This window comes from Paenibacillus sp. 2KB_22 (genome assembly GCF_052115745.1).
Classification (GTDB): domain Bacteria; phylum Bacillota; class Bacilli; order Paenibacillales; family Paenibacillaceae; genus Paenibacillus.
In genome coordinates, this window is the sequence record NZ_JBFRHG010000001.1 from 2,344,191 (window position 1) to 2,369,424 (window position 25,234).

Sequence of the window (25,234 nt, forward strand, 5' to 3'; positions counted from 1 at the left end):
TGTCCAACCCCGGAATCTCTTCCGCTGGTTCATCCCTTCACTCCCGAGATCGCAACCGATTCAATAATTTGTTTCTGGAAGATCAGGAAGATGATCAACACTGGTAACAGGGCTACAATCGATGCCGCCATAATGAGCGGGTAATCGGTTTGAATCGCATACGTGGCATTAAAGTTTGCTATAACGAGCTGTAACGTCTGCTTCTCCGGTGAATTCAGATAGATAATTGGTGCCAGATAATCGTTCCAGATGCCCATGAACCAGAGAATCAACTGTGCAGCAATCGCCGGTTTGATCAGCGGAAACGTAATGCTGGAGTACAGCCGGAAATAGGAACTTCCATCGATTTTGGCTGCTTCGATAATGGCATCAGGCACACTAAGCAGGTATTGGCGCAGGAAGAAGATCATGATGACGTTACCGAACAGACCAGGAACGATCAGTGGCAACAGCGTATCCACCCAGCCCAGCTTCGCAAACATGATGAATTGCGGGATCATGACGGTCGGATAAGGAATCATCATGGATGCGAGCAACGCGAGAAACAGTTTATTTTTGTGCGGGAATCTTAATTTGGCAAAAGCAAATGCAGCGATACTGGACGTAAACGTACCCACCACCGTTACACTCACCGCAACAATGAGGCTGTTTTTGATCCCGCTGAGCAGCGGCCCTGCTTCCCATATTTCTTTATACTTTCCAAACTGGAATACTTCAGGTATCCATACAGGCGGAAGCGCGAACACATCCTGCTTCTCCTTCAATGACGTGGACAACATCCAGATCAGTGGTGCAATCATCGCAATCGCACCAATCGCGAGTACGATAAAAATGATCGAATTCGTTAATTTCCTCTTTTGACTGTAAGACATCTCCGGTTCACTCCTTTCCTTGACAATCAATCCCCATCATAGGCTGATTTTTCGTTCATTTTGAATTGCACCAGGGTAATGACAAAAATGAAAATACCCAGAATCATGGCCATCGCTGAGGCATAACCCATCTGCAAGTTACTGAAGGCCTTCTGCCAGATGTAGAAAACGATTGATGCCGAAGAATATTCAGGACCACCCGTAGGTGTCATAATGTTCATCTCGGTGAAGATCTGAGAACCGCCAATGATATTCGTAACGATAAGGAAAAAGGTAACCGGCTTCACCATCGGCCAGGTGATATTGCGGAAGATTTGGAACCCGTTCGCTCCATCCAGCTCTGCCGCCTCGTAATATGTACGTGATACACTTTGCAGTGCTGCCAGGTACAATAACATCGTGTATCCCAAGCCTTTCCACACCGTCATAATAATCAGAGCAGGTTTGACGGTGTCTTTGTTCGCAAGCCAGTTAGGACCTTTAATCCCAAACAGGTCAAGGAACTGGTTCACCAGACCGTAATCTCCGTTGTACGCCCAGTTCCACATGATGGACACGGCAGCGAGGGAGGAAATAACCGGAATGTAATAGATCACTCGGAATGTCGTTGTGCCCGGGATTTTACGATTCAGCCCCATGGCCAACAACAATGCGAGCAACAGACCAATCGGGATACCAAGCATCAGGAAAAATGTGTTAAACATCGCTTTGTAAAAGAGGTCATCCGTGAGCAGATCCTTGAAGTTCGCCAAACCAATAAAATTCATCTGTCCCAGTCCGTCCCAATCCGTAAAGGAACCATATAGGGAGTAGAGGAACGGGAACATGACAAAGATCAGCAATCCAAGAATCGGAGGTAAAATAAACAGATATCCGTACAGCATCTCTTTGCGATACAAACTCGATTTCGTAATCACGGTGTTCACCCCTGTTTCTAGTATCAGCATGTGGCATTCTTCGATTGAACCTTGCCGATCAACGAATGCCACATGCCCGTATGGAATCCAATAAGTCCCAATACGAATGATGCCAGCAGCATGATTGCAGGCTGCCGGCATCACCCTTTCCTATCTACTATTTCTGAGATTTCTTTTCCTGTTCAACCGCTTTGTCGAGCAGTTTTTGCATTTTTGGTTGTTGCTGCTTCACATAGTCTGCGGCTGTAATCTTGCCATCCAATACCGGCTGAATGTCGGTGAAGAACAGATCATACCATTCCGCATTGTACGTGTAGTTACCTGGCAGTGCCCGGCCGTAATCCTCAACGATATCAATGAATTCCTGTTTGTTGGCTGGTTTTGTGGATGTATCTTTGGCCCACTCGTCTGCCATATCAAGCAAGTTTGGAATCTGTACCTTGGCATCTACCAGTTGCTGCATGCCTTCCTTGGAAGCTGTAAGGTAATTCACCAATGCAGCAGCTTCTTCCGGATGTTTCGTTTTCGCGGATACCCCGATTCCCAGAGATCCGATCCACGTTGCCGATTTGCCAGTAGATCCCGCAGGGAAAGGCAGCAAATCATAATCGAAAGGCAGTTTCTCAAATGTACTCATATCCCATGGTCCAACAGGGAAGAAAGCCATCTCACCTTTCATCCAGCGTTGGTACGTATCCAATGTTTGCGCTTCCTCAATCGAAGGTGTGATTTTGTATTTGTTTTGCATATCCGCGAAGAATTGCAGTGCTTCCGCGAATTTCGGATCATCAATCGTTACTTTTGTTTTAGTCTCATCCAACCAATCGCCGCCATTGCTCCATACAAAGGATTGCAGTGCCCACTGTACGTTGAAGCCGGTACCGTACACATCGGGTTTACCGTCCCCATTGGTATCCTTGGTCGCTTGCTGGTTTACTTTAATGAACTCTTCCCATGTGTATGGTTTATCCTTGTCAGGGAATGGAATGCCCTCTTTTTCAAACAAAGTTTTGTTGTAGCCCAGTGCAAATGGCCCCAGATCCTTCGGCATACCGTAGATGTCACCTTGCCCTGACATTTGGCCATCATAACGGTACAAGTCCACGCCGTATTTCCAGATATTATCAAGATCAACATCCGGGTTATTTTCAACATACGGTGTAAGATTCATCAGTACATTACTGTTCACATACGCTTTCACATCGCCCGGATTGATGTAGAATACATCAGGCAAGCTGTTGCCTGTAATTGCCGCTCTCAGCTTGGTTGCATATTGATCCGCAGCCGTTACAATGATTTTGACTTTCACACCCGGATGATCTTCTTCGAATTTCTTGACCACCGCCTGGTATGCTTTCTGCTCGTCCGTACCGCCGCGGAACATGAACGTTAACTCCTTGTCCCCACTTGAACCGCTACTTCCTCCTCCGCAGCCCGCAAGTACCAGTGCACTTACCAGCATTAGAAGCATAAATGTGACCCAATTCTTTTTCTTTACCATCTGAACCCCTCCTGATCTGGACTTGTAACCGTATTCAATTGGATGAAATAAGATTTCTGTTGTTAAATTTATCAAATCCAGATCACTTTAGTCAATACTTTTATAAAACATTTTATATTTATATAAAACAAATCAATACATGGGCCAGCCATTCGCATCCCAAAGCAAGTCATTAATCAGCAATTTCGGATTGCCATTATCCTCTGCATCATAGGCGTGTCGTGCTATGACATTGCCATTGTACACGTCCTGACCACCTGGTCCTTTCCATTTCACATTGCCTGTATCCAATATCGTACCGCCACCATTCAGCATATTGACTCCGTTTTTGTCCACATAAGGGCCTGTTATGCTGGTCGAACGTCCATAGACCATTTTGTATGTGCTGTTCACTCCTTGGCAGCAAGAATCGATGGAAGCAAATAGGTAATAATAGCCGCCACGATATACAACACTTGGTCCTTCAATAGCACCTCCGTTGTTCGGGCGCGCAGCAATGGAAGTTATGCTGCCCGTCGGTTTCATCGTATTTTTGTCCAGCTTGACAATCTTCAGACCGCTCCAGAAAGAACCGAAGGCCAGCCATGGATTGCCTGAAGCATCAATGACCAGATTCGGATCAATAGCATTATAATTATTGGCGGTCGTTGTCTGAAGCACCAACCCTTCGTCCTTCCACTGCCCTGCACCGATGCTGTTCGCGGATGCAAGACCTATCGCAGACCGATTAGAACCAAAGGTGGAGATTGAATAATAGAGCCACACTTTTCCGTTATACTGCTCTACGTCCGGTGCCCATACATCCAATCCGCTCTGTCCCGGAACGGCAGAAGCCCACCAGGATGGCTTACTTAGGAAGATTTGTGGGACCCGATACCAGGACGATCCATTGTCCGATTTCAACACTTGAATGCCCGGGCCAGTTGAGAAGGTGTACCAGGAGTTGCCCTCTTTGATAATTGATGGATCATGAACAGCGGTATCTCCAGTCAGATTCCAAAATGCCGCAAAAGCCCGTGATTGACCTGCAAGCAACAACACTACGACAAGCAATGCGGGTAACGCCCAACGTTTCCTTTTGAACTTTTGCACCGTCTTCAACTTATCCAAACCTAACTCCACCTTTCAAATGGTTAATTTGGTTCATGATGTATTGAATCAATTTAGGTATAATAGGATTATAAAAGCGGTTACATTACATTTCAATGGTATATTTCAAATATATATGAACTGATTAATACTTATTTTAACCGGAATAGTTAACAAAAAGTAGATTACATTTTCATATTTGCGCTATACAGAAGGGTTTTGGCTTCTATTTCTCTGCCCTTCCCTTCCATGAGGGAATGATTTATAATTATCTGAAATAAAACATATAAATGTGCAAATGTCTGCATTGAAAAGAGACTTTGTTCAGAACGGGGAAAGGAATCCACCTATGATTTATATTAAAGATCTGATGTCGGGTGTGAATATCTTCAAAGCGCTCAGTTCGGAAATCCGGATTCAGATCATCGAGCTGCTGGCCAAGAACCAAAGTCTTAATCTCAATGATCTCGCAACCAAACTGGGGCTGAGCAATGGCGCTATCACAATGCATATCAAGAAGCTTGAGGAGAGCGGATTGATCGAGATCAACACCGCTGTTGGCAAACATGGCATTCAGAAGATATGTTATCTCAATGAGGAAAAATTGATGGTTGATCTGCGTTCGCAGGAAATTAATAATCGTTACGAGGTTGAAATTCAGGTAGGCCATTACAGCGATTATCAAGCTGCACCTACATGCGGTATCGCTACCCGGGACAGCATTGTTGGAGAGTTCGACGATCCGCGTTACTTTGCTGATCCACTGCGAATTGATGCGGAGATGATCTGGCTGGCTGAAGGTTACTTGGAGTATCGTATCCCCAACTACCTCAAGCCCAATCAGTCGTTTAGCGAAATTCAGTTATCCATGGAACTGGGTTCGGAGGCACCTGGCTTTTGCGACAATTACCCTTCGGATATCTATTTCTACATCAACGGTATTGAGATTGGCTGCTGGACGAGTCCAGGCGATTTCGGCAATACACGTGGTACCTTCAACCCGGAATGGTGGCCCCCCCACTTGAATCAGTACGGCATGCTGAAGCTGATCCGGATTACGCAGGAAGGCAGCTATATCGACGGATGCCGCATCTCGGACGTAACACTGGACCAGATTGGGCTGGATTACAAGAGCGATATTCACTTCCGCATTGCGGTTACGGACGGACCTTTGAACAAACGGGGCTTAACGATCTTTGGCAAAAACTTTGGTAACTATGGACAGAATCTGCTCGCTCGGGTTCTCTATAACGTGCAAGAAGAGTAGAGCCCACTCTACTATAAACGCGGGAAATAATAGCTCAACCAACTGCTAACTGTTCCATACAACAACAACAACAACAACAACAACAACAACAACAACAACAACAACAACAACAACAACAACAAGTATGTGTCTTCGAAAAGGGTGCTATCCAGCACTCTTTTTTTCATCTCGCCTAAGAACTTATTCAACCAAGCTGGAATAAACACACTGGATGATATGACTTTTATGAACCCTTTGTATTCATCTATGCGGTTCATCATGTCATGATATAATATAGGCCTGTAATGACAAAATGGAATAACGGGCGGGGATATTTCTTGAAATTGGAGCGATTAATCTCAATTATATACAAACTGCTGAACCACGAAGTGTTGTCTGCTTCCACCTTGGCAGAAGAGTTCCAGGTGTCCCCAAGAACGATCTATCGGGATATTGATGTGATCTGTGCAGCCGGCTTCCCCGTCATTTCCCATCAAGGACTCAAGGGCGGCTACGGCATGATGGACGGATATAAAATGGATAAAAGCTTGCTTGGTTCATATGATGTCGATTCTCTGATTACGGTTCTTAGCAGTCTCTCCACGGTCTTTGAGGATGCACGTGCACAGGGCACAATTGAACGACTGCAAACGATTGGACCGGAGCATCAGACCTCAAGTCTATCTGTGGATCTGGAGACTCGCCGAACGGAGCCAGACGCACTCCCTCATCTGCGTAAGGGTATTACGGAACATCAGGTTGTGCGTTTTGACTACATCAATACGAAAAATGAACATACCCCTCGCCATCTGGAACCGGTAAGACTCCATTTCAAATACCGTAATTGGTATGTTTATGGATTTTGCCAGACACGGCAGGATTATCGCGAATTCCGACTGTCCCGGATGATGAATGTGACCCTGACATCAGAACACTTTCACCCCCACCTTGAGCTTCCCCAAGAGAATGTTGTGTCAGATCCATCATGGCAAGATCAGGTAAATGATGTTGTATTTCGAGTGAACCCGGAAGGGCTAGCGGAAGCGATGGATCATTTTCAACAGGCAGATAAGCAATTTCACGAGGATGGAAGTATGACGATGCGCATCTCGGTTCATCAACCGTTACAAGCCAAGTGGTTATGGTCGTTTCTGCTTAGTTTGGGAAGTGGCGCTGAGGTGCTTGAACCGATTGAACTACGAGGTATTCTGAAAGAACAGCTTCGAGACGCACTTAAACTCTATGAAGAAGTATGACACGCTGTTGTCATACTTCTTTTTTTATAATCATTTTAGTAAGTAACCACATTCCTCGCCAAATTAAAGGAGACGATCATTCATGAATCATCCGGAACAAATGTATAACTACAACGCATGGGCTAATCAAACCATCCTGAACAGAATCAAAGAACTCCCCTCTTCTGTGCTGAGTCAGGAAGTGAACAGTTCATTTCCAACCATCGCCCATGCCCTCAGCCATATCTATGCAGTGGATAAGATGTGGTATCTGGTGTTAACGGGCACCGGTATGCCCGAGGCACTCCAGACATGCATGCCTCTCAATGGTGAAATTCATGGTTCAATAGATGAGTACATGCAAATGTTTGCCGATCTGTCGGCACAATACAGCGAATGGCTCCAAGGCCAAACTAATCTGGAACAAACCGTGCTGCTCGATAATCCATTTGCCGGCGTCCGCGAAACCAGCTTATCGGAAATGGTATTCCATCTGGTCAATCACGGGACCTACCACCGAGGCAATGTATCTACGATGCTGCGTCAATTGGGGCACGCCTCCATCATGAACGACTATTCTCTCTTCTGGTATCAAGAACCGGCTCAAGTATAGACAACGATGCGATGGAGAATGTACATTGTATCCCCGTGACATCGAGGGAAGAATTGAGAAGTTGGTTGCAGGAGCATGGAAAAGTCCAGAAATCTTGCTGGGTCATGGTTAGCTTGAAACCCACTCCAGATACTCTGTTGTATTTGGATGTGGTTGAGGAGTCGCTGTGCTTTGGCTGGATCGATGGGGTCAAGAAGAAAATATCCGACACTCAATTAGCACAGAGAATATCTCCCCGAAGCAAACGTAGCTCATGGACTGAACTGAACAAGGAACGTGTCCGTCGCCTTGAAAAGTTGGGCCTCATGCATGACGAAGGCAGAAAAGCGCTACCTGTGATGGACCCGAGTGCTTTCATTATGGATGGTGTAATCGAACAAAGGTTGAAAGAGAACCCGCAGGTTTATGCGAATTTCACGGCATTCCCTACCCTGTATCAGAAGGTCAGGATTGACACGATTCAAAGTGTTAAACAGCAGCCCGCCTTATTCCAGAGCAGATTGGATAAATTCATAAGCAACACCAAAGAGAATAAAATGTACGGTCAGTGGCATGATCACGGACGGCTTCTGGATTATTAAAAGGCCTTGAAAATACGAAAGCAGGACCTCCTCGTAGGATGGTCCTGCTTGTTTTTTTGGGATTTATACATTGGTGAATCTCGACCTAGACTTTCTGTTCACCTCTCCCCGCTCACACATCATATTCATTCGGGTGTTAATGATTCTGCCTGTATGTTTTGGGAGACTTACCAAAGGCCTTCTTGAACTGGCGGGTGAAATAATTACTGTCGTTGAATCCACATTCATACGAAATTTCCGTGATGGACAGATTCCCGTTTTTCAACAAATGACATGCCTTCTCCAAACGCAGCTTCTGCAGATAAGACATCGGGGTCATCTGATAATAGGATCGGAAAATCCGATTCAGATGCCTTATGGAGATATTCGACTTCCCCGCAATATCCTCCAACGACAGGGGCTCTAGATAATGATCTTCAATAAATGAAATGGCATTGGCCAGATGCATCAGATTATTACCCTCGATCCCTTTCTCCTGCGTATCATATTGTCTCGACAAATAAACAACCATCCCCGTGAGACGTGAGATCAACATCGTCTGATACCCTTGCTGTTTACTCTGATACTCCTCAATCATGAACGATATCAGTGATTCCACATACTCCAGACTGGAAATGGATAACGAAAGTTTACTCGGAAATGAATGAATATTTCGATAAAACGGTTCCAAAACAAACAGAGCCTGGAAGCCGTTCGATTTTCTCAGATCGGGCCCAGCCGAAGCAAGCATCTCAGGACTGAACATAATGTTACAGATCCTAAAATCATGAGGGTCTTTGTACGCGTGATGGGTGTCGCCATTAATTACAAATACGTTCCCCTTTTTAATAAAAAACTCCTCGGTGTTCACCACATGGGTTGCATGACCACTCAGAACAATGACAAGTTCCGTAAAGTCCACATGATTATGAAGCTCCATGTCTTGGTCGTGTCCACCATACTGAATGAAAAATGGAAATTGCTGATCCGAAGTAAACCATCTCAAATATGCATGACTCAAAAGCATTCCCCTCCGCAAACCATGTTGGGTTGAATGTCTATATCATGCTATTCGAGGACCAAAAAATCAAGGTTGTAAATGATTCAAAACGATATAATTCCCCTTGTAGCAAGGATATCTCTCATACGTTTAGGTCCATATTATACTCTCAAAATGAATAGGAGCATCACATGATGAAATATACCAATCCGGTCATTCCGGGTTTTTATCCAGATCCAAGTATCTGCCGTGTAGACGATGACTATTATCTGGTAACGAGCACCTTTGAATATTTCCCTGGTGTGCCCATCTTCCATAGCAAAGACCTTGTAAACTGGCGACAGATCGGCCATGTCCTCACAACAACGGAGCAACTCCCTCTAGCGAATGCAGGCAGCTCTGGCGGCATTTATGCCCCAACACTCCGGTACCATGATGGCTGGTTCTATATGACAACAACCAATGTCAGCGGCGGCGGAAATTTCTATGTACGTAGTGCCCAGCCCGAGGGACCATGGTCTGCTCCGATTTTTGTTGATCAGGACGGTATTGATCCCTCTTTTCTCTTCGATGAAGATGGACGAGTGTATTTCCAAACAGCCTTCAACGGTGATGAGGGCGAGGGCATCTATCAGTGCGAGATAGACCTTAAGACTGGAACGAGACTGACGGATAGCCGACTAATCTGGACCGGAACCGGAGGAGCAGCCCCCGAAGCTCCCCACATGTATAAAATAAACGGCCTCTACTATCTGATGATCGCCGAAGGTGGAACCGAGTATGGTCATATGGAGACCATTGCTCGAAGCACAGATCCATACGGACCATTTGATCCATGTCCACATAATCCGATTCTGTCCAATCGAAGCATGAAAGCCAGCATCCACGCAACCGGTCATGCAGACCTTGTCCAGATCCAGGATGGAAGCTGGTGGGCTGTATCGCTTGGCATTCGTCCAGCAGGTTACCCCATGCGGCATCATCTGGGACGCGAAACGTTCCTGGCCCCTGTCACTTGGACGGATAATGGTTGGCCCGTGATTGGTGTGGACGGACATATCGGGCAGGAGATGACCCGGCCTTTGTTAGCTGAGCACCCTTGGTCACCTCAGGCTATTCGAGATGATTTTGACGAAGCATCACTGGGCATGAACTGGATCTTCTTACGTAACCCGGCTCCGGATAGTTGGACGCTCACTGAAAATCCCGGGCAACTCATCCTGCGGGGAAATTCTGTATCGCTCGATGATGGCAGAAATCCAGCCTTTGTCGGGCGTCGATTGAGCCATTTCTTGTGCAAGTTGGGGACCGAGCTAAATTATGAGCCGAGTGTGAACGGTGATGAAGCTGGATTAACTGTATTTATGAATCATAAATATCATTACGATTTGGCAGTCACACAGATCGACGACCTGAAGAAAATCGTATTGCGGCGAACCGTCGGCTCTATGCGAACCGAACAGGTGCTTGACTGTGACAAGGGGCGTGTTGTATTACAAATCAAGGCTGACCGTAATGACTTCACGTTCCTCTATCAGCAAGGTTCATCCGATGCCATTGAAGTGGGTTTAGGAGAAACACATCTGTTATCTACCGAAGTGGCGAGTGGTTTCACAGGTGTAATGATAGCCATGTACGCTTATGCTCCGTCAGAGGAGTGTACACCTGCAAGTTTCGATTGGTTTGACTATGAACCGCTGGATGAATAATCGTTTTAACTCCTATATTCAGTAATAGAAAATATAATATATGATCAGCTAAAGTTATCCCCTTAAAGTAGATACTCTTACCAAAGCCTTATGTGGTAGCATAAGGAAATGAGTGAACTTTGAGGGGATTTTGCTATAGCTATATCTTTCTTACGGATTGCATTGGAATTTATAAAAGAACCATTGCTTTATTAGAGAAGTTCTCCTAGTATTTTTAGTAGAAACATCCAGCAGCTCGCATCATGGCAATAGCCACCGTCCATATGAGAGCGCTATCGCTGCAGCACGAATGAAAATGGGAGGTTGCAGATATGAAATGGAATCACTTCAAGTCCAAGCTTCTGCTTAAGTACACACTATCCTATATCTCCATCTTCCTTATCCCTCTTGTTATATTAACCATCATTATTTATCACAATGCTGTGAACACGCTCCGTTCAGAGATTGAACAGACCAATGTCAATCAGCTAACTCAAGCCAAAACGGTCATTGATGATCGCATGAAGGAATTACAGGACATCGCGTTTCGCATCGCCTATGATGAGCAGTTAACGCGGTATTGGACCCACCATCCGTACTATAGCCGAGAATCCATTGGTGCATTGGTCAAATACAAAGCCACCAGTTCCATTATCGATGAGTTATTCCTGTTCTTCCGTGGAGATGATAATATCTATTCTTCTCAAGGCTCTGAGAATCTGAATGTATTCACTGGCCGCTACAAATTTAATACCTGGAACCAAGCAGACATGATCCGGGATTTGAATAGCGTTCGATCCCCTACGATCCGACCAGCCGAGCAGGTCGTCCAGGGAACCAAAATACCCAATTCCATGTTGGCCTACCTTGTACCGATTGCACCTAATAATACGCCCGCCCACGGAACCGTGATGTACCTGATCCACGAGTCTAATCTGACTGGCTTAATTGATTCGATCCTCAGTGACTATCACGGGATGACTTACATTTTCGATAATTACGGGCAAGTACTGGCAGCCAATTACAAAGGAGAAATCATATCCGAACAGGAAGTCAACGCTCTGTTTGCACTTGAACCCGGAACGCACAGCATCTCCTTAAATCAAGAACCCCACTCGGTTGTATCCGTTAAATCGGATGCGGGTTGGACTTATGTCACCGCTATGCCAAGCAACCAGTTTTTCAGCCGAATTGTGCATATTCGGACCTTTATTATCCTTGTATTTTCCTTTGTGGTGACGATGGGTACGATCCTTGCCATCATGTTGGCACGAAGACAATACCATCCCATTTCAGACTTAATGGAGTTCATTCGGTTGAAGAATGATCCTGATACGTCCTCAACCAACGAGCTGGAATGGATCAAGAAAACACTGCATGATTATAGTCAGCGCGTAGATCTTCAGGAGCCCTATGCGCGCAATCATATTTTGCTTATGTTGCTGAAGCACGGTCACACCGGAGATTTCCCTGCTGAGTTTACGGATAAGCTTGGCATACGCTTCAACCGATCCCATTATTTTGTCATGACCATGGGCTGGGAAATGCATGCTTTTCGTATCGGGGATAACCCCGAGCAGCCTACGGTCATGCAACTGATGAACGATGTGGAGCTGCCGGAGTTGTCTGCATATGCTTACGGAGTGGAGCTTCCACAGGCAGACCAATTGGCTCTTATCGTGGGATTCGATGCCGAAATTGGGCATGAAGGTAGCCTCAATGCCCGTATGGAGCCTATTGTTGAAAAACTGCAATGGATGGTGGTAGAACACACCGGGGTCGCGCCTGCAATCGGGATAGGCAATCGATACACTTATCCGAAACAGCTGAATCAGTCCTACATCGAGGCATCGACCGCTCTGGAAGCATCGATGCTGCACGGACAGGGAAGCAGTACATACTTTAACGACCTTTCCGGTTCCGCTGTACAGGATTCTTCCTTCTGGGTCCCTAAGGATGTGTTATTAAAGCTGGTCCAGAGCTTAAAACAGGGCAGCTATGATGTGGCGGTTCAGATGGTTTCGACCGCGTTGAACAATTTGAAAGCTGAAATGCCATCTGTACCGCTACTGCGTTGCATCTGCTTTGATATCCTGAATACTATGCTCAAAACCGCCTCGGAGCTTGGAATCCATCATGTGGTTGATCAACTTCCAAGGATCACTTCCTATGACTCACTGGAGGATCTGGAAAAGAAGCTGACAGGCCTTGCCGCCGAAATCTGCGCCCATGTCGAGGCGAAGAGTGAGACGGAAGAAAGCTCCCTTATGGATGAAATCGTTGCTTATATTGATGCCAATTTCTCGGATTATGACCTCAGTCTCGGTACGATTTCATCGAAATTTACGATCTCTTCATCCTATTTCAGTCGTTCTTTCAAAGAAAAGATCGGCATGAATTTCACCCAATATATCTGGCAGAAACGGGTGGATGAGGTCATTCGGCTGCTGCTGCATACAACCGATCCGTTAAAAGATATCATCACCCGCGTCGGTTATCTGGACACACCAAACTTCATCCGCAAATTCAAGAAAGAAACGGGTTATACCCCAGGGCAATACCGTAAAATGCACCGCCCTAACGGCTCCGCCGATTCCCCGGATGATGATGACGAGGAGTGTATTGGATAAAAGGTTCATCAACGAATAAAAACCTCCCCTGACCACATGGTTAGGGGAGGTTTGGTATTGGGATCAGTTCGTATACGTATATCGATCCGTGGCGACCGGTGTAATGATCCTATTTTTCAGCCGGGAAATGATGAAGTCCTTGATGCACTGCATCCAGCAAACGGCCGGTCGGATCACAGCTGTACTCCCAGAACATGATGCCGGCCAGACCTTGCTCCTTTACATAAGCACATTTGCATTGGATCGATTCTTCGTCATCATACGATATGAGGCTGGACCCATTGAACAGAAATGGTGCACAGGCTTCCTCATCCCAATAACGGGTGTAACCATTCTTGTTGATGTACTTCGCTTCCAGTTCGGCAAAGGACGGACCGTAGCCGCCTGTGCTGCCAGCCATTTGATGAAGCCCGTGATTTCGGTTAGGAACCTCAGTCCAGATCCGGGAATAGAACGCTGCACCGATCACAATTTTCTCCTTGGGAACGCCGGCACGAACAAACAGGTTCACGGAAGCATCTGTACTAATTCGGAACAGATCTCCGCCTGGCGTGTACAGATTCGTATGATGCCCCGTCAGAACCTGAAAACCGCCGCGCATATCATAGGTCATCAACTGCACGTAGTCCAGATAACACTGCACCTCAGCCATCTCTGTACCGTCTACATAGTATTGATCAGCCCCTGCCGCAATGGTGAGCAGATAATGACGACCATCCACTGCGCCCTTGGCATCCATTGCCTCCCGGATCGTCTTGAGAAGCAAGGTGAAATTCCGTTTATCATCAGGGCTGGATGCAATACCGGCTTCACCGTAACAAGGATATTCCCAATCCAGATCGATCCCGTCAAAAGAATATTCCTCCAGTACCCTAACCGCCGATCCAGCCATGCTCTCCCTTCCAGACTGGGTTGAGGCAGCTTCGGAAAAACCGCCCGCACTCCATCCGCCTACAGACAGCAGCACTGTAAGATTCGGATGATCCCGCTTGATGTTCCGGATTACATAGCCGTTTTTTAAATGCTCGGTGGTGATCGTATCATTCTTAACATGTCCGAAGGCTACGTTCAGATGTGTTAACTTCAACAGATCCTCATGTGTCATGTCAGGAAGAACAGAATCAACGACATACCCCACTGCAATATATTTCGTCACCCGCTTCACTCCGATCCATTCGATGATTGATATATCGCAGCAGCTATCTGCAAGGCTTCCTTCCCAGTACCGATCTTGTACCCGGAAGCCGAGTAACGAATCTGAAGCTGGTTATCCAGCACAAACAGATGCGGGTAGCCTGCTTCGTGAGCTGCAGGTTTCGAAATGAAACCAGACAAGGAAGCATAATTGGAATCCCGTACAAAAACCGTGCGTATTGGCAGCTTAGGATAACCAACAGGGTCAGAGGAAGCGTTCCATTCCATATCTCCGATCATGAGTACGATGGGTATGCCCAGCTTATCCAGCGGCTCTGCCAGCTCGCCCAGTTCACGAATCAGATGTTTGGTCGGTTCCCGCTCCGGTTCAATCCATGCAGCAATGGCGCCCTCCGATCCCAGAAGTTCTTCCAACTCCACCTCCGAGCCATTCAGATGGGTCAGTATACTTCCTGGTGCAAGTTTACCCAGTACTGCAATATCAACCTCAGTCTCGCGATAAGTTAATACAACCTCAGTTGTATCTCTGGCGTTCACGGTAAAGTATACGAAGCGTACGTTTACCGTCCCATCTTTCAGACGAATGCCTGTCGTTAAGCGATAAGCGCCTGGTTCAACCTCATATGGCTCGCTATAGACATCCGTACTGCCATAAGGATAAATCAGTGTCTTGTAGACGCCATCTTCCAGACGGGCAAACGAGAAGTTCTCAAAATAGGATGCTGCAGGGGTATCCTGCGGGGCTTTTATATCCCTATGAAGTTGGAGCTTTCCCCAGGTTGTACTTACCTGAGTTTGAGGTGAGGTGAGACTAAACACCGTGTCCTCCCATCCTCTGTCACTTAGATACTGTGGTTTCTGAGCGCTCGGATGTAATCGGGCCGGGATACCCAAACTGCGACATACAGCCACAAACAAAATATCCAGCGACTGAGCGTCCCCCTTCATTAAACTAAAGGTCCCTGCGGGATTCCCTTTGCCTTTTAGATTAGGAAGATCGTCATAGTACTCATATTGCTGTTCCAGCATTCGGGCAAGTGTCGTGGGATTCTCCCTGAACGCTGCCACCTCATCTGCCGAAAAGGCATTGTGGAATACACCTCGATAAGGGACCAACATCTCATAGGAAATCCGCGGACACAGAATGTATCTCACAAACGTATCTTCCGCCCAAGATCCTTGTTGCGAGAGCGCACCAATCAGATGATCGTGCAGCGTCTGGCGAGAGGTATCAATTAAATCTTTTTCATTCAACGATTCCAGTAACCGGAGCGGCCACTCACCGTATGGATTGGAGCATTCCTCTAGGAAAGCTGCAATTTCACGACTGTTCCCTCGTGCCTTCTGGAGAATATCCCATACACGCACCTGGGGCAGGCCAACCGAATGAGCCAGTGAGACAGCCTCCTCTTGACTCAGGAAAGTGTCCTCATACCCGCTTCGGGTCTGTGCTCCTTCCTCCAGACGACGATTGTGAATCTGAATCTGCTCTTCCGATAACGCAACCGCGTTCTCTCCCTCCCCTTCTGGAGGAGGAACCATATCAAAATCCACTACCCCTGCCGGCTGGTCTGACGAGTCCAGCCAAAGCTCTACATGGTCGTTTCCCTGAGCTTTGAATAAGATCTCACTCCACTTGCCCCCACTGATCGCACGAATCAACAGGTCGCCATAGCCTGTCTTTAAGGACGCTTCCCCTTGTGCGTCCGTCCTCACTTCGGCAATCGGATAGAATTCAGCCGCATTATACAGCTCGAAGCGAACGCTGGCACCGGGTACGGGCTCTCCCTGCTCATTGTTCACTTTCACATAGATGTTGCGTGTGGGCGCATAGTTCTCAAGCAAATTAATTTCCGTAAATCCCTTTTCCGAGAGCGTAATATCCTCTGGTCCGGGATAGTCGGCATAGATCCTTGTATTAATCAGCATGGCCCTGCGGGCTGGCGGGCTGAACCACCCTTGGTTCAGACGGGCTTCCGGCTCACATGCCCCGATGTAATACCATTGACCATCTGCCCAAGCTTCTACCCAAGCATGATTACTGTCACAGTGAGCCCAGCGCGGTGTGTACACCTGACGGGCAGGGATGCCGATGCTGCGAAGAGCAGCCACCGCCAGCGTGGATTCCTCGCCGCATCGACCCCGAGCATTCCGGATCATCGTCAGCGGTGATATCGTACGCAGATCGCTGCCAATATAGGTCGCTTTCTCATGACACCAGTAATTCGTCTCCAGAATGGCATCTGCCATGGATAACTTCGCTGTCCGCTCAGCTAATTCGTCATAGATCAAGCCGCGAAAATCTTCAATATTTTCTGTATTTATCCGATAAGGTAACACAAAATGAAGGAACAGATGATCCGGAACGCGATCTCCCCAAGGCACACGTATGCGGGTGTCCAAAGCCCACCGTACATGGCTCAAGAACAGGTCCCCGTTATAATCAGCCATGTCGTTTACCGGCATATAGGCATAGACATATTTCAACGCCCATGTCTCTTCTTCCGTTAGCTCCTGCTGAAAAATATCAAACAACTCCGATTTGCGGGCCTCTGCAAAACGTACCTTCTCCTGGAACTTCTGCTCGATCCTCTCCAATGACTGTGCATCAAGGGAAAATACCAAGGTTTGACTGGTCATTATGTTCTCACTCCTTCCACAGCTTTCCGTCTTCCCGAATACAGATCAATGCCGTGCCGTCCGAAGAAGGCGCAGTAATCTGGAACAGGCTGCGCGTCGTTTCGATTACAGGCTCACAACTCCACGAATCCTCACCCATAAGCAACTTCATATCTTGGGTAAATTCGCCATGGGTTTCATAATAATTGCGTTCACGGTAATAGAGCTTGCGAAGCTCCCATTTAATTCGTTCATCTTCCGGCAACTCAAACGGCTCATCCGTTCCGTCATCCGAGAATACAACATACCCCCATAACTCCGGGTAGTGCATGTTAATAATGCCCATAGGTGACCAAACCCAGTTGTCCTCCGGATAAGGTCTGCCTGTCTCCATATTCAGCACCTTACGGTACTCACCGCCCTGTACCTCGGTCTGCCACTCCACACGTGAGAAGTTGACACGCCAGAACTCACCTGGCGCAGGCGGACGGTTTCCTTCGGCGCACTCCTTTAGACTGTTCCAGGGAATCGCGACTTCCAAGCTCCATTTGCGGTTATCAGCCCCAGGTACGTTCAGTTCTCCATCGATATATACGGCCGTCCTGAGACCGCTGATATCCCAACCGTTAACCGGAGGCCCACCATCCCGATAAGGCTTCACTAATAACAGGTCCCATACCGTATTAAGCGCATTGATCTCGAACTCATAATATTGATGGGAATCCCCGTCGGGATCGATAAAAATCTCGAAGTCATTATCATAAAAAATAACGGAATCACGCTCCGTCAACGTAGCCCATATCTGATCTTCCATCAGCTCGGCAGCAAAGTAGAAATAGTCGTCATCCCACAGCATTTTTACCCGCGTCTGTTTCTCTGGCTTTGGACGAATATCACCTTCGATATCAACGAAATCATCTGTCCAATGTGCCGTATCCCAAAATGCCTTATCCACACGGCCGTCCAATACTAGCGGTTCCTGCGCACGATTGCATATATAATGTTTGGGAGCATACTCAATCCTGGGCTCTGGCACTCCACTTCTGTTCATGTCACTCTCTCCAATTCGTAAGGGAGGGCATGCGTCTATCGGCACACGCCCTCCCCGTAATAGTTAGTTATGGGTGACAACGGCTCCAGCGCCGCCGTACATTTCCAGCTCCTCATCGAATTCGAGCTTAAGAACGGTCACCTGTTCATGTGTGTCCTCCGGGGTAATCTTGATCCACGTTGTTCCCGGGATATTGAACCATGGCACGCCTCCATGAATCTCATGATGAAGCTCTTTGCCTGAATGCATCACAGTAATCTTCTTGATCTGATTGCAGAGACCTTTGATGCACACATTCTCTTTTGGATCATCATACACAAACAGATACAGTGTCTTTCGATCCTCGGATACAGTGCTGCCCCCCAGATAATAGCGGGACATAATACCTTCACCCGTTCCAAAGACAGCCTCTTCATGGGTTCGGATCCAAGCTCCCAGCCCAAGCAGAATATCCTCCTGCCTCTGATCGATGCTGCCATCTTCACGCGGACCGATATCCAGCAACATATTACCGCCCATCGAAATACAATCACAGAACATCCGAATAATCTGATTCAGGGATTTATATTTATGATCGGTTGGCACATAACCCCAAGATGTGTTGATCGTGGTACAGAATTCCCAGGGTCCCTCCGGTCTTGTAATCGGAATGCCCTGCTCAGGCGTTTTATAATCCCCGTAACCTTGAAGGCGGGAGTTAATGATGATATCCGGGTTGAAGGAGTGCAGGTAATGTTTGAACTCCGGCAGATCCCACTGCTGGGCACTCCGTTCCCAATCCCCATCAAACCATAGCAGATCCACCTTTCCGTAATTCGTTAAAATCTCTCCTAGTTGATGGTTATTGAATTGCAAGAACTTCTGCCACTTCTCCTGATCTTGAACACCGTCCACAGGACTTGAATACCGATTGACACTGCCGAGATCTTCCGGTATTTTCCCACCTTCATATACACTAGGATAATCGGGATGTGACCAATCAATGAGCGAGAAATACATCCCCAGATGAATCCCCTTCTCACGGATCGCTTCCGCATACTCCCTCACGATATCCCGATTCGCTGGTGTCTGTTTAACTACACTGAGGTCACTATATTGCGTATCCCATAACGCAACGCCATCATGATGCTTCGTTGTCAGCACCGCATACCGGGCTCCAGACTTTTCAATCAGGTCCGCCCACTTCTCCGCGTTGAATTCCGAAGCCGTAAACCCATCCAACTGCTTCATATATTCGTCGTAGGACATCCTGCCATTATAGAAGGACCAAGACTCCGCAACCCCGTCTACCGCATAGATGCCATAGTGGATGAATATCCCCAGCTTGGCTTCTTCAAACCATTTTTGCATATCTGATCACACCTCCCCCGAGCATTGTTATATACGAAAAATATGAAAATCAATGAACCTAGCGGTTATCTTTCTTCCTCCCTGGGGAGTATGTTGACAGCCTTCTTTTATTGCCCGGAATTCCAGCGATCATAAGCCCCTTGATATAGTTCGATGATACGGTCACTGCCCATTTTCTTCATCTGTGCAATGTACTTATCCCAGTTCTCAAGAGGTTCCTGACCCGTCACAAACTTTGCTTCCATCTGTTTAACGTACGTATCCAGATCAGACAATAGAGCGGTTGCTTCGCTTTGCTCTTCATTTGTCAAATAAACGTTAGGAAATGGTGCTTTTCCGATAGGTACCAACTTCTCTTGATTCTGCTGGTCAATCCACTCATCAAATTCGGTGCGAAGACCCTTCGCTACTTCAGGATCATTAATGCCCGGTGTCAGGATACCAAAGTTCGGCGTGATTTTACCTCGGTATTCCTCACGATCCCCACCCCCAGGAACGGGCAGCCACTCTTTTACGTGATTTTCCTTGTCTTTGAATTGCCATAACACACCTTCCGGACCTTGATTGAACAGAGTCGCACCTTCATAGCTGTACAAGTAATCGATCCATCGCATCGTCGCCTCAGGTGACGGGTTGCTGCTCGTAATCGCAAAGGTACCGCGAGCCGACATACCCGGGTGTTTGCCGTATACCGGAGAGTCTGCCACTTCGCTCTTCACTGGTGTCATCAGCGGGTGATCCGTGCTGGGTTCACCACCGAGTGTGAAGTATGGATGGTAATCGTTGAACAGTGCAAGTTTGTTGCTTTCACCTTTTGCTTTTTTCTGATCGCCTGTTTGAGAGAAGGTCTCATGATCCAGCAGGTCTTCCTTCCACAAGCGATTCATGAATGTCAGATACCCTTTATAACCTTCTTCTTGATAAGGGTAGTGAACTTTTCCGTCCTTATCGGAATAGATGCCTTCGTTGTACATTCCCCAGAAGCCGAAGAAAAACATGCGAAGATCATCGAGTTTTACAGAAGTCAGCGGAATTTCATCTTGCTGGCCATTGCCATTAGGATCTTCTTCTTTTACACGCTTGAGATACGTATACAATTCTTCCGTGGTCTTAGGCTCTTCAACGTTAAGTGCCTTTAGGAATTCCCCGTTGTACCACATTGGGCCTCTATACCATACAGCTGCTTTATCAATGAATGGGAGTGCATACATATGCCCATCAGGTGTTGTAAATGATTTGCGGACATCCGGGTTCTCATCGAGAATCTTTTTGATATTCGGGGCGTAACCTTCGTCAATGTATTTTTCCAACGGGATCAGGATGCCTTGGCTGCCATATGTCACCTGCTCGGCTGGTTTGAGGTCCGCAGCATAGAACATATCCGGCAAGTCTCCGCTGGCAAATACCAGATTTTTTTTCGTTTCAAAGCTGTCGATTGGTGATAGTTGGTATTCCAACTTGATGCCCGACAGTTTCTCCATTTCTTGCAGCACAGGCATTGTGCTCCAGTCGGCTACACCCGCATCCTGAGACATGACCTTCAAGGTTAGCGTTTTGTCTACAATGGGAAAGCCTTCTTTTTTGACTCCCTCAACTTTCGAGGTCGCGCTTCCGTCTTCGTTGGTTGAACCACAAGCTGCAAGCAATGTTGCGAATAAGGTGAGACAGAGTGTAATGGATGAAGCCTTGTGAAGCTTTTTCATGACAACAACTCCCCTTGTTTGATGTGGTATATGGATTAAGATCATCCCTTAACGGAACCGATCATAACACCCTGTACAAAGTAACGCTGGAGGAATGGATACACTGCAATAACCGGTAGGGTAGCAACAATAATGACAGCATATTTGACCAGTGCAGCAATCTCCGCTTTGGTATTCATCGCTGTTGCTGAAGAGGTATCGATAGCGCCTCCCCCCTGTGCCGCCATTTCCTGAAGCACCAGAATCTGGCGCAGAAAGAGCTGCAGCGGGTACTTGGAGGAATCATTCAGATAGATCATGGCACTAAAATAGCTGTTCCAGTGTCCGACTCCGTAAAAGAGTGCCATCACTGCAATGATTGGCATGGAAAGCGGGAGCACGATTTTGACGAACAACCGTGTGTTGGTACACCCATCAATATGCGCCGCTTCCTGCAGCTCCTTGGGAATGGTTGATTGGAAGAACGTACGGCATACGATAATATTCCAGATGGATGCAGCTCCAGGCAATATAAGTGCCCACATGCTGTTCACCATACCAAGATCCTTAACCAGCAGGTAACTCGGGACAAGCCCTCCGCCGAAGAACATCGTTACCATAAACATAGCCATGAAGAATCCGCGTCCCACAAAGTCCGAGCGGCTAAGCGCATAGGCTGCTGGTAGTGTAACAATCAGGTTGACGATGGTACCTACGACGGTATAGATGATCGTATTTTTGTACCCGATCCAGATGTTGGTGTTTTCAAACACTCGGGCATAGCCCTCAAATGTAATTCCTTTCGGAAGTAACCACATCTCCCCTGAGCTTACGTATTTGGGATCACTAATTGAGGCACTGATGATGTACAGTAGCGGATACAACACAATCACGAGTGCTACCGTCAGATAGATGTAATTGCACACTAAGAACACCTTATCGCTTCTGCTTTCTTTCACTGCGGATGACATGTGTATTCCCTCCTTTTACCACAGGCTGTTTTCACTGGTACGACGTGCAATCTGATTCACGGTAATGAGCAAAATTGCATTAACTACGGAGTTGAACAATCCCACCGCCGTAGAGAAACTGTACTGTGCATCAACCAGCCCCGACCGATAGACGAAGGTTGAGATGACATCGGACGAGCCCATGTTCAGCGGATTTTGCAGCAGCAGGATTTTCTCGAATCCGACGCCCAAAATACTGCCCATATTTAGAATTAACAAGATGGTGATCGTAGGGATGATTGCTGGTATGTTAATATGTAAAATCCGTTTAAACCGGCTCGCACCATCCACCACAGCCGCTTCATGCAGTTGCGGGTCTACGCCAGATAGGGCGGCAAGATAAATGATCGTGCCCCAACCTGCGCTTTGCCAGACTCCGGACAGCACATACACTGTTTTGAACCACGCAGGGTCCGTCAGGAATTGAGGTGCCTGTAATCCAAGGGCCTCCACCAAATTGACAATCATGCCTGATGAGGGAGACAAAAAGGTAATGATCATGCCCGACATCACGACGACCGAAATAAAATGCGGTGCATACGTGACGGTCTGCACAGTACGCTTGAAGAAGGAATCCTTCACTTCATTGAACGCTAACGCAAGAATGATCGGCAGCGGAAAACCTATAGCCAACTCATACAAGCTGATGCTGAGGGTATTCCATAGCAAATCCCAGAAATAATAAGAATTGAAGAAACGAATGAAATGATCAAATCCGACCCATGGGCTTCCCGTGACACCAAGCGTTGGAATAAAGTTTTTGAAAGCAATTTGTATGCCGTACATCGGACCATAGTGGAATATAAGAAAGTATAGAAAGGCAGGCGCGATAAACAGATACAACTCCCAGTTTCGAATCATCCTTCTCCATAATTTATTTTTCTTACTGCTCGGATTCGTGTATACCGATAGGTTTTGCGACAAGGCGGACTTCCCATCTGGTTGCATCAGTTGTTTCCTCCTTTTTTGATAACGCTTACATACCGAGTTTATGGTTCATTTCCCCATCCGTAAATATGCCATTTCAACCTTTCGATTTAAAATCACCGAAAATACTGTTACAACGGGGGTTTACACTTTTGTTGCCAGCTTGTCATTGTCATTTTGGGGAAGTAAAACATGTAGAATTTGACCCGTTTCCCTCCCGTAGTTGTCATTAGAGTTTCATCACATGAACCTGGAAAGATGTCAGATCTAAACTGCGGTTAGAAAACAGACCTTAAAGTCAAAACCCACATATACGATCAGACATGGCGTTCATGTCTAAAAGCATTATGCTAAATTCTAAGGGTTACAGATTTCACCAATGCGAACCAATGTAATGTAATGTAATGTAATATTATCTATCATACATCTATCGCATATTATAAACCTGTAATTGCTTGCCTTTATTCTATATTTCTCTTCCCGCTTTCGTATATATGTTGTTTTTATCTTTGCCTGCAGGATACACAAACGCTTATAAACACTGGAATTATGAAGTCGTATGTGTAGATTTTGCACAAGGTGTGGAATCTGATACCCATAGATATTTGGGAAAAGACCATTAAAAAAAGCCGATCCAGTAAGACGAATTGGCTTTAGAACCTAAGCAGATATCCACTTCATTCGCTTTATATGTCACTATAAATATCAATAAATGTAATATAAATGACCATACAAAAGCCTATGTACAGTTTTAACTCAAATAAAAAACCACTCCCCATATATGTATGGAGAGTGGTTTGAGGATACACATTCGTTTTATCCATGATTAGATTATAGGGTTTGCAGTGAATTTACTTGCCAGAAGGTTGAGCTTCTGCCGTATACCCTGTTGGGATATCTGTTTCTGCAGTCACATTCGTGATAACCATCGGATACATCATATCCGGGTCAGGTTGAATAATGGAATAGAGCACGATCGCGCGTCCATCCTTCTCCAATTTCACATCATCAATCTTCAATCCATAACCAGGGTGTGGCATTTCAGCACTGAGTTTAACTTTGGTTGTTTTGTCATCAACCTTCGTTGTTGTCACTTCAGGTACGATCGCTTGTTGGCCTTCACCTGGATTGGTTGGAGCTGGCTCTGCTGAGCCGCCATTGCCGTGTTTATCCACAAATTCGAGTGCATTGAAGATCATGCTTGCAGCCTCCATACGGGTAAGCGACTGATCTGGACGGAAGTTACCGTCCTTATCCAGTTCAATGATGTTCATGTTCAGCAAGTTCTGGACCGCAGATTTGGCGTCCTTACCGATTTTATTTTCGTCCTTGATATCATTATACTTCATGATGACCGGATAATTGCCGGTTGTGTTAATTCCTTCAAGAAGCAAAGTAACAAATAGCTCACGTGTCATCTTGCCTTGCGGATTCACTTCTACTGGAATAGACAATCCATTTTGAGTAGCAGCTTGAACAGCATCGGCATACCATGTGTCCGGACTAATTTTATCCTGAGTGGCAGACGCAGCGTATGCATTTTTCAGACCAAATGCATTCACAATCAGTTGAACACCCTGTGGCTCAGACAATGCGAGATCTGGACGGAACAGATCCGCTGTTACTCCGTTAACAATACCTTTTGATTTCAATGAATCCACAATCGACTTCTGACCTTCATCCTTCACATCTGAGAAAGCGAATACCGATGCACCTCCTGCTGTCAAAGAAACGCAGAGTGCAAGCGTTGCAGCCAATCCTTTTTTATGTTTCATTTCCTGGCACCTCCATATAATTAGTAAAGCCTATTTTTTACCTCTTCATTCCTACAGACGGGGTACCCCTAGAAAATGTTTCAGTAATTTCGACATCTGGTGAATACAACACGGGAACACTGCATAGAACTCATCTCCGACGCCGATAATCCGATTACCTGCTTTTTGCTAACTGGCTTCGTTGACATCCCATTGGATTAGCGCAAAAATAAGAATAGAGAAATCCATCGGATGACGGATAAACAGCGAACCGGATCGCATACAGTAAGAGGGCACGACGCGCTAATAACAGGTGTCGGCCCTTTTCTTGACTC

19 protein-coding genes are annotated in these 25,234 nt (G+C 46.5%); 6 read left to right on the plus strand and 13 right to left on the minus strand.

Annotation, left to right across the window (positions count from 1 at the left end; translation table 11 throughout):
* Nucleotides 1-29: 29 nt before the first annotated feature.
* The 4 genes from AB4111_RS10425 to AB4111_RS10440 all read right to left on the minus strand — a co-directional run bounded on the left by AB4111_RS10425 (nt 30) and on the right by AB4111_RS10440 (nt 4,400).
* Complete coding sequence (locus AB4111_RS10425; RefSeq protein WP_036611483.1) at nt 30-872, minus strand: carbohydrate ABC transporter permease; 843 nt, start codon at nt 870-872, stop codon at nt 30-32.
* A 26-nt stretch (nt 873-898) separates the two neighbouring features.
* Complete coding sequence (locus tag AB4111_RS10430; RefSeq protein WP_036611613.1) at nt 899-1,789, minus strand: carbohydrate ABC transporter permease; 891 nt, start codon at nt 1,787-1,789, stop codon at nt 899-901.
* Between the two features lie 157 nt (nt 1,790-1,946).
* Complete coding sequence (locus tag AB4111_RS10435) at nt 1,947-3,290, minus strand: ABC transporter substrate-binding protein (protein ID WP_442031445.1); 1,344 nt, start codon at nt 3,288-3,290, stop codon at nt 1,947-1,949.
* Between the two features lie 132 nt (nt 3,291-3,422).
* Nucleotides 3,423-4,400 carry a glycoside hydrolase family 43 protein gene (locus AB4111_RS10440; protein WP_442031446.1) on the minus strand — a complete coding sequence of 326 codons (978 nt, stop codon included), beginning with the start codon at nt 4,398-4,400 and terminating at the stop codon, nt 3,423-3,425.
* A gap of 328 nt (nt 4,401-4,728) precedes the next feature.
* Here AB4111_RS10440 and AB4111_RS10445 point away from each other — a divergent pair, with 328 nt between their 5' ends.
* From AB4111_RS10445 to AB4111_RS10460, 4 genes are all read left to right on the plus strand, one after another.
* Nucleotides 4,729-5,646, plus strand: a complete 918-nt coding sequence (locus tag AB4111_RS10445) for an ArsR/SmtB family transcription factor (RefSeq protein WP_442031447.1) — start codon at nt 4,729-4,731, stop codon at nt 5,644-5,646.
* 317 nt (nt 5,647-5,963) lie between these two features.
* Nucleotides 5,964-6,881, plus strand: coding sequence for a helix-turn-helix transcriptional regulator (locus AB4111_RS10450; RefSeq protein ID WP_442031448.1), 918 nt, complete (start codon nt 5,964-5,966; stop codon nt 6,879-6,881).
* An 82-nt stretch (nt 6,882-6,963) separates the two neighbouring features.
* The gene (locus AB4111_RS10455) at nt 6,964-7,473 is read left to right on the plus strand and encodes a DinB family protein (RefSeq protein ID WP_442031449.1); all 510 of its coding nucleotides are present in this window, start codon (nt 6,964-6,966) and stop codon (nt 7,471-7,473) included.
* Nucleotides 7,474-7,484: 11 nt separating this feature from the next.
* Nucleotides 7,485-8,054, plus strand: coding sequence for a YdeI/OmpD-associated family protein (locus AB4111_RS10460; protein ID WP_442031450.1), 570 nt, complete (start codon nt 7,485-7,487; stop codon nt 8,052-8,054).
* Nucleotides 8,055-8,190: 136 nt separating this feature from the next.
* Here AB4111_RS10460 and AB4111_RS10465 read toward each other — a convergent pair whose 3' ends face one another.
* Nucleotides 8,191-9,054: a helix-turn-helix domain-containing protein gene (locus AB4111_RS10465; protein WP_442031451.1), complete on the minus strand. Its 864-nt coding sequence runs from the start codon at nt 9,052-9,054 to the stop codon at nt 8,191-8,193.
* A gap of 173 nt (nt 9,055-9,227) precedes the next feature.
* Between AB4111_RS10465 and AB4111_RS10470 the strand changes: the two genes are divergently transcribed.
* The gene (locus AB4111_RS10470; protein ID WP_442031622.1) at nt 9,228-10,742 is read left to right on the plus strand and encodes a glycoside hydrolase family 43 protein; all 1,515 of its coding nucleotides are present in this window, start codon (nt 9,228-9,230) and stop codon (nt 10,740-10,742) included.
* A gap of 311 nt (nt 10,743-11,053) precedes the next feature.
* Nucleotides 11,054-13,351 carry a helix-turn-helix domain-containing protein gene (locus tag AB4111_RS10475; RefSeq protein ID WP_442031452.1) on the plus strand — a complete coding sequence of 766 codons (2,298 nt, stop codon included), beginning with the start codon at nt 11,054-11,056 and terminating at the stop codon, nt 13,349-13,351.
* Between the two features lie 109 nt (nt 13,352-13,460).
* Here the strand turns inward: AB4111_RS10475 and AB4111_RS10480 are convergent, their stop codons facing one another.
* From AB4111_RS10480 to AB4111_RS10515, 8 genes are all read right to left on the minus strand, one after another.
* A complete protein-coding gene (locus tag AB4111_RS10480; protein ID WP_442031453.1) occupies nt 13,461-14,507 on the minus strand; it encodes a glycoside hydrolase family 18 protein in 1,047 nt (348 codons plus the stop codon).
* A gap of 5 nt (nt 14,508-14,512) precedes the next feature.
* Nucleotides 14,513-17,146, minus strand: a complete 2,634-nt coding sequence (locus AB4111_RS10485) for a transglutaminase domain-containing protein (protein WP_442031454.1) — start codon at nt 17,144-17,146, stop codon at nt 14,513-14,515.
* Nucleotides 17,147-17,153: 7 nt separating this feature from the next.
* Nucleotides 17,154-18,176, minus strand: coding sequence for a carbohydrate-binding family 9-like protein (locus AB4111_RS10490; protein ID WP_442031455.1), 1,023 nt, complete (start codon nt 18,174-18,176; stop codon nt 17,154-17,156).
* A gap of 63 nt (nt 18,177-18,239) precedes the next feature.
* Entirely contained in the window at nt 18,240-19,526 is a 1,287-nt protein-coding gene (locus AB4111_RS10495; protein WP_442031456.1) for an alpha-L-fucosidase, read from the minus strand.
* Nucleotides 19,527-19,633: 107 nt separating this feature from the next.
* The gene (locus AB4111_RS10500; RefSeq protein WP_442031457.1) at nt 19,634-21,229 is read right to left on the minus strand and encodes an extracellular solute-binding protein; all 1,596 of its coding nucleotides are present in this window, start codon (nt 21,227-21,229) and stop codon (nt 19,634-19,636) included.
* Nucleotides 21,230-21,270: 41 nt separating this feature from the next.
* Nucleotides 21,271-22,179 (minus strand): carbohydrate ABC transporter permease, encoded by a 909-nt coding sequence (locus AB4111_RS10505; RefSeq protein ID WP_442031458.1) that lies wholly within the window; start codon nt 22,177-22,179, stop codon nt 21,271-21,273.
* 15 nt (nt 22,180-22,194) lie between these two features.
* On the minus strand, nt 22,195-23,166 hold the full coding sequence (locus tag AB4111_RS10510; protein WP_442031459.1) for an ABC transporter permease: 972 nt from the start codon (nt 23,164-23,166) through the stop codon (nt 22,195-22,197).
* 830 nt (nt 23,167-23,996) lie between these two features.
* Entirely contained in the window at nt 23,997-24,920 is a 924-nt protein-coding gene (locus tag AB4111_RS10515; RefSeq protein WP_442031460.1) for an S-layer homology domain-containing protein, read from the minus strand.
* Between the last annotated feature and the right edge of the window lie 314 nt (nt 24,921-25,234).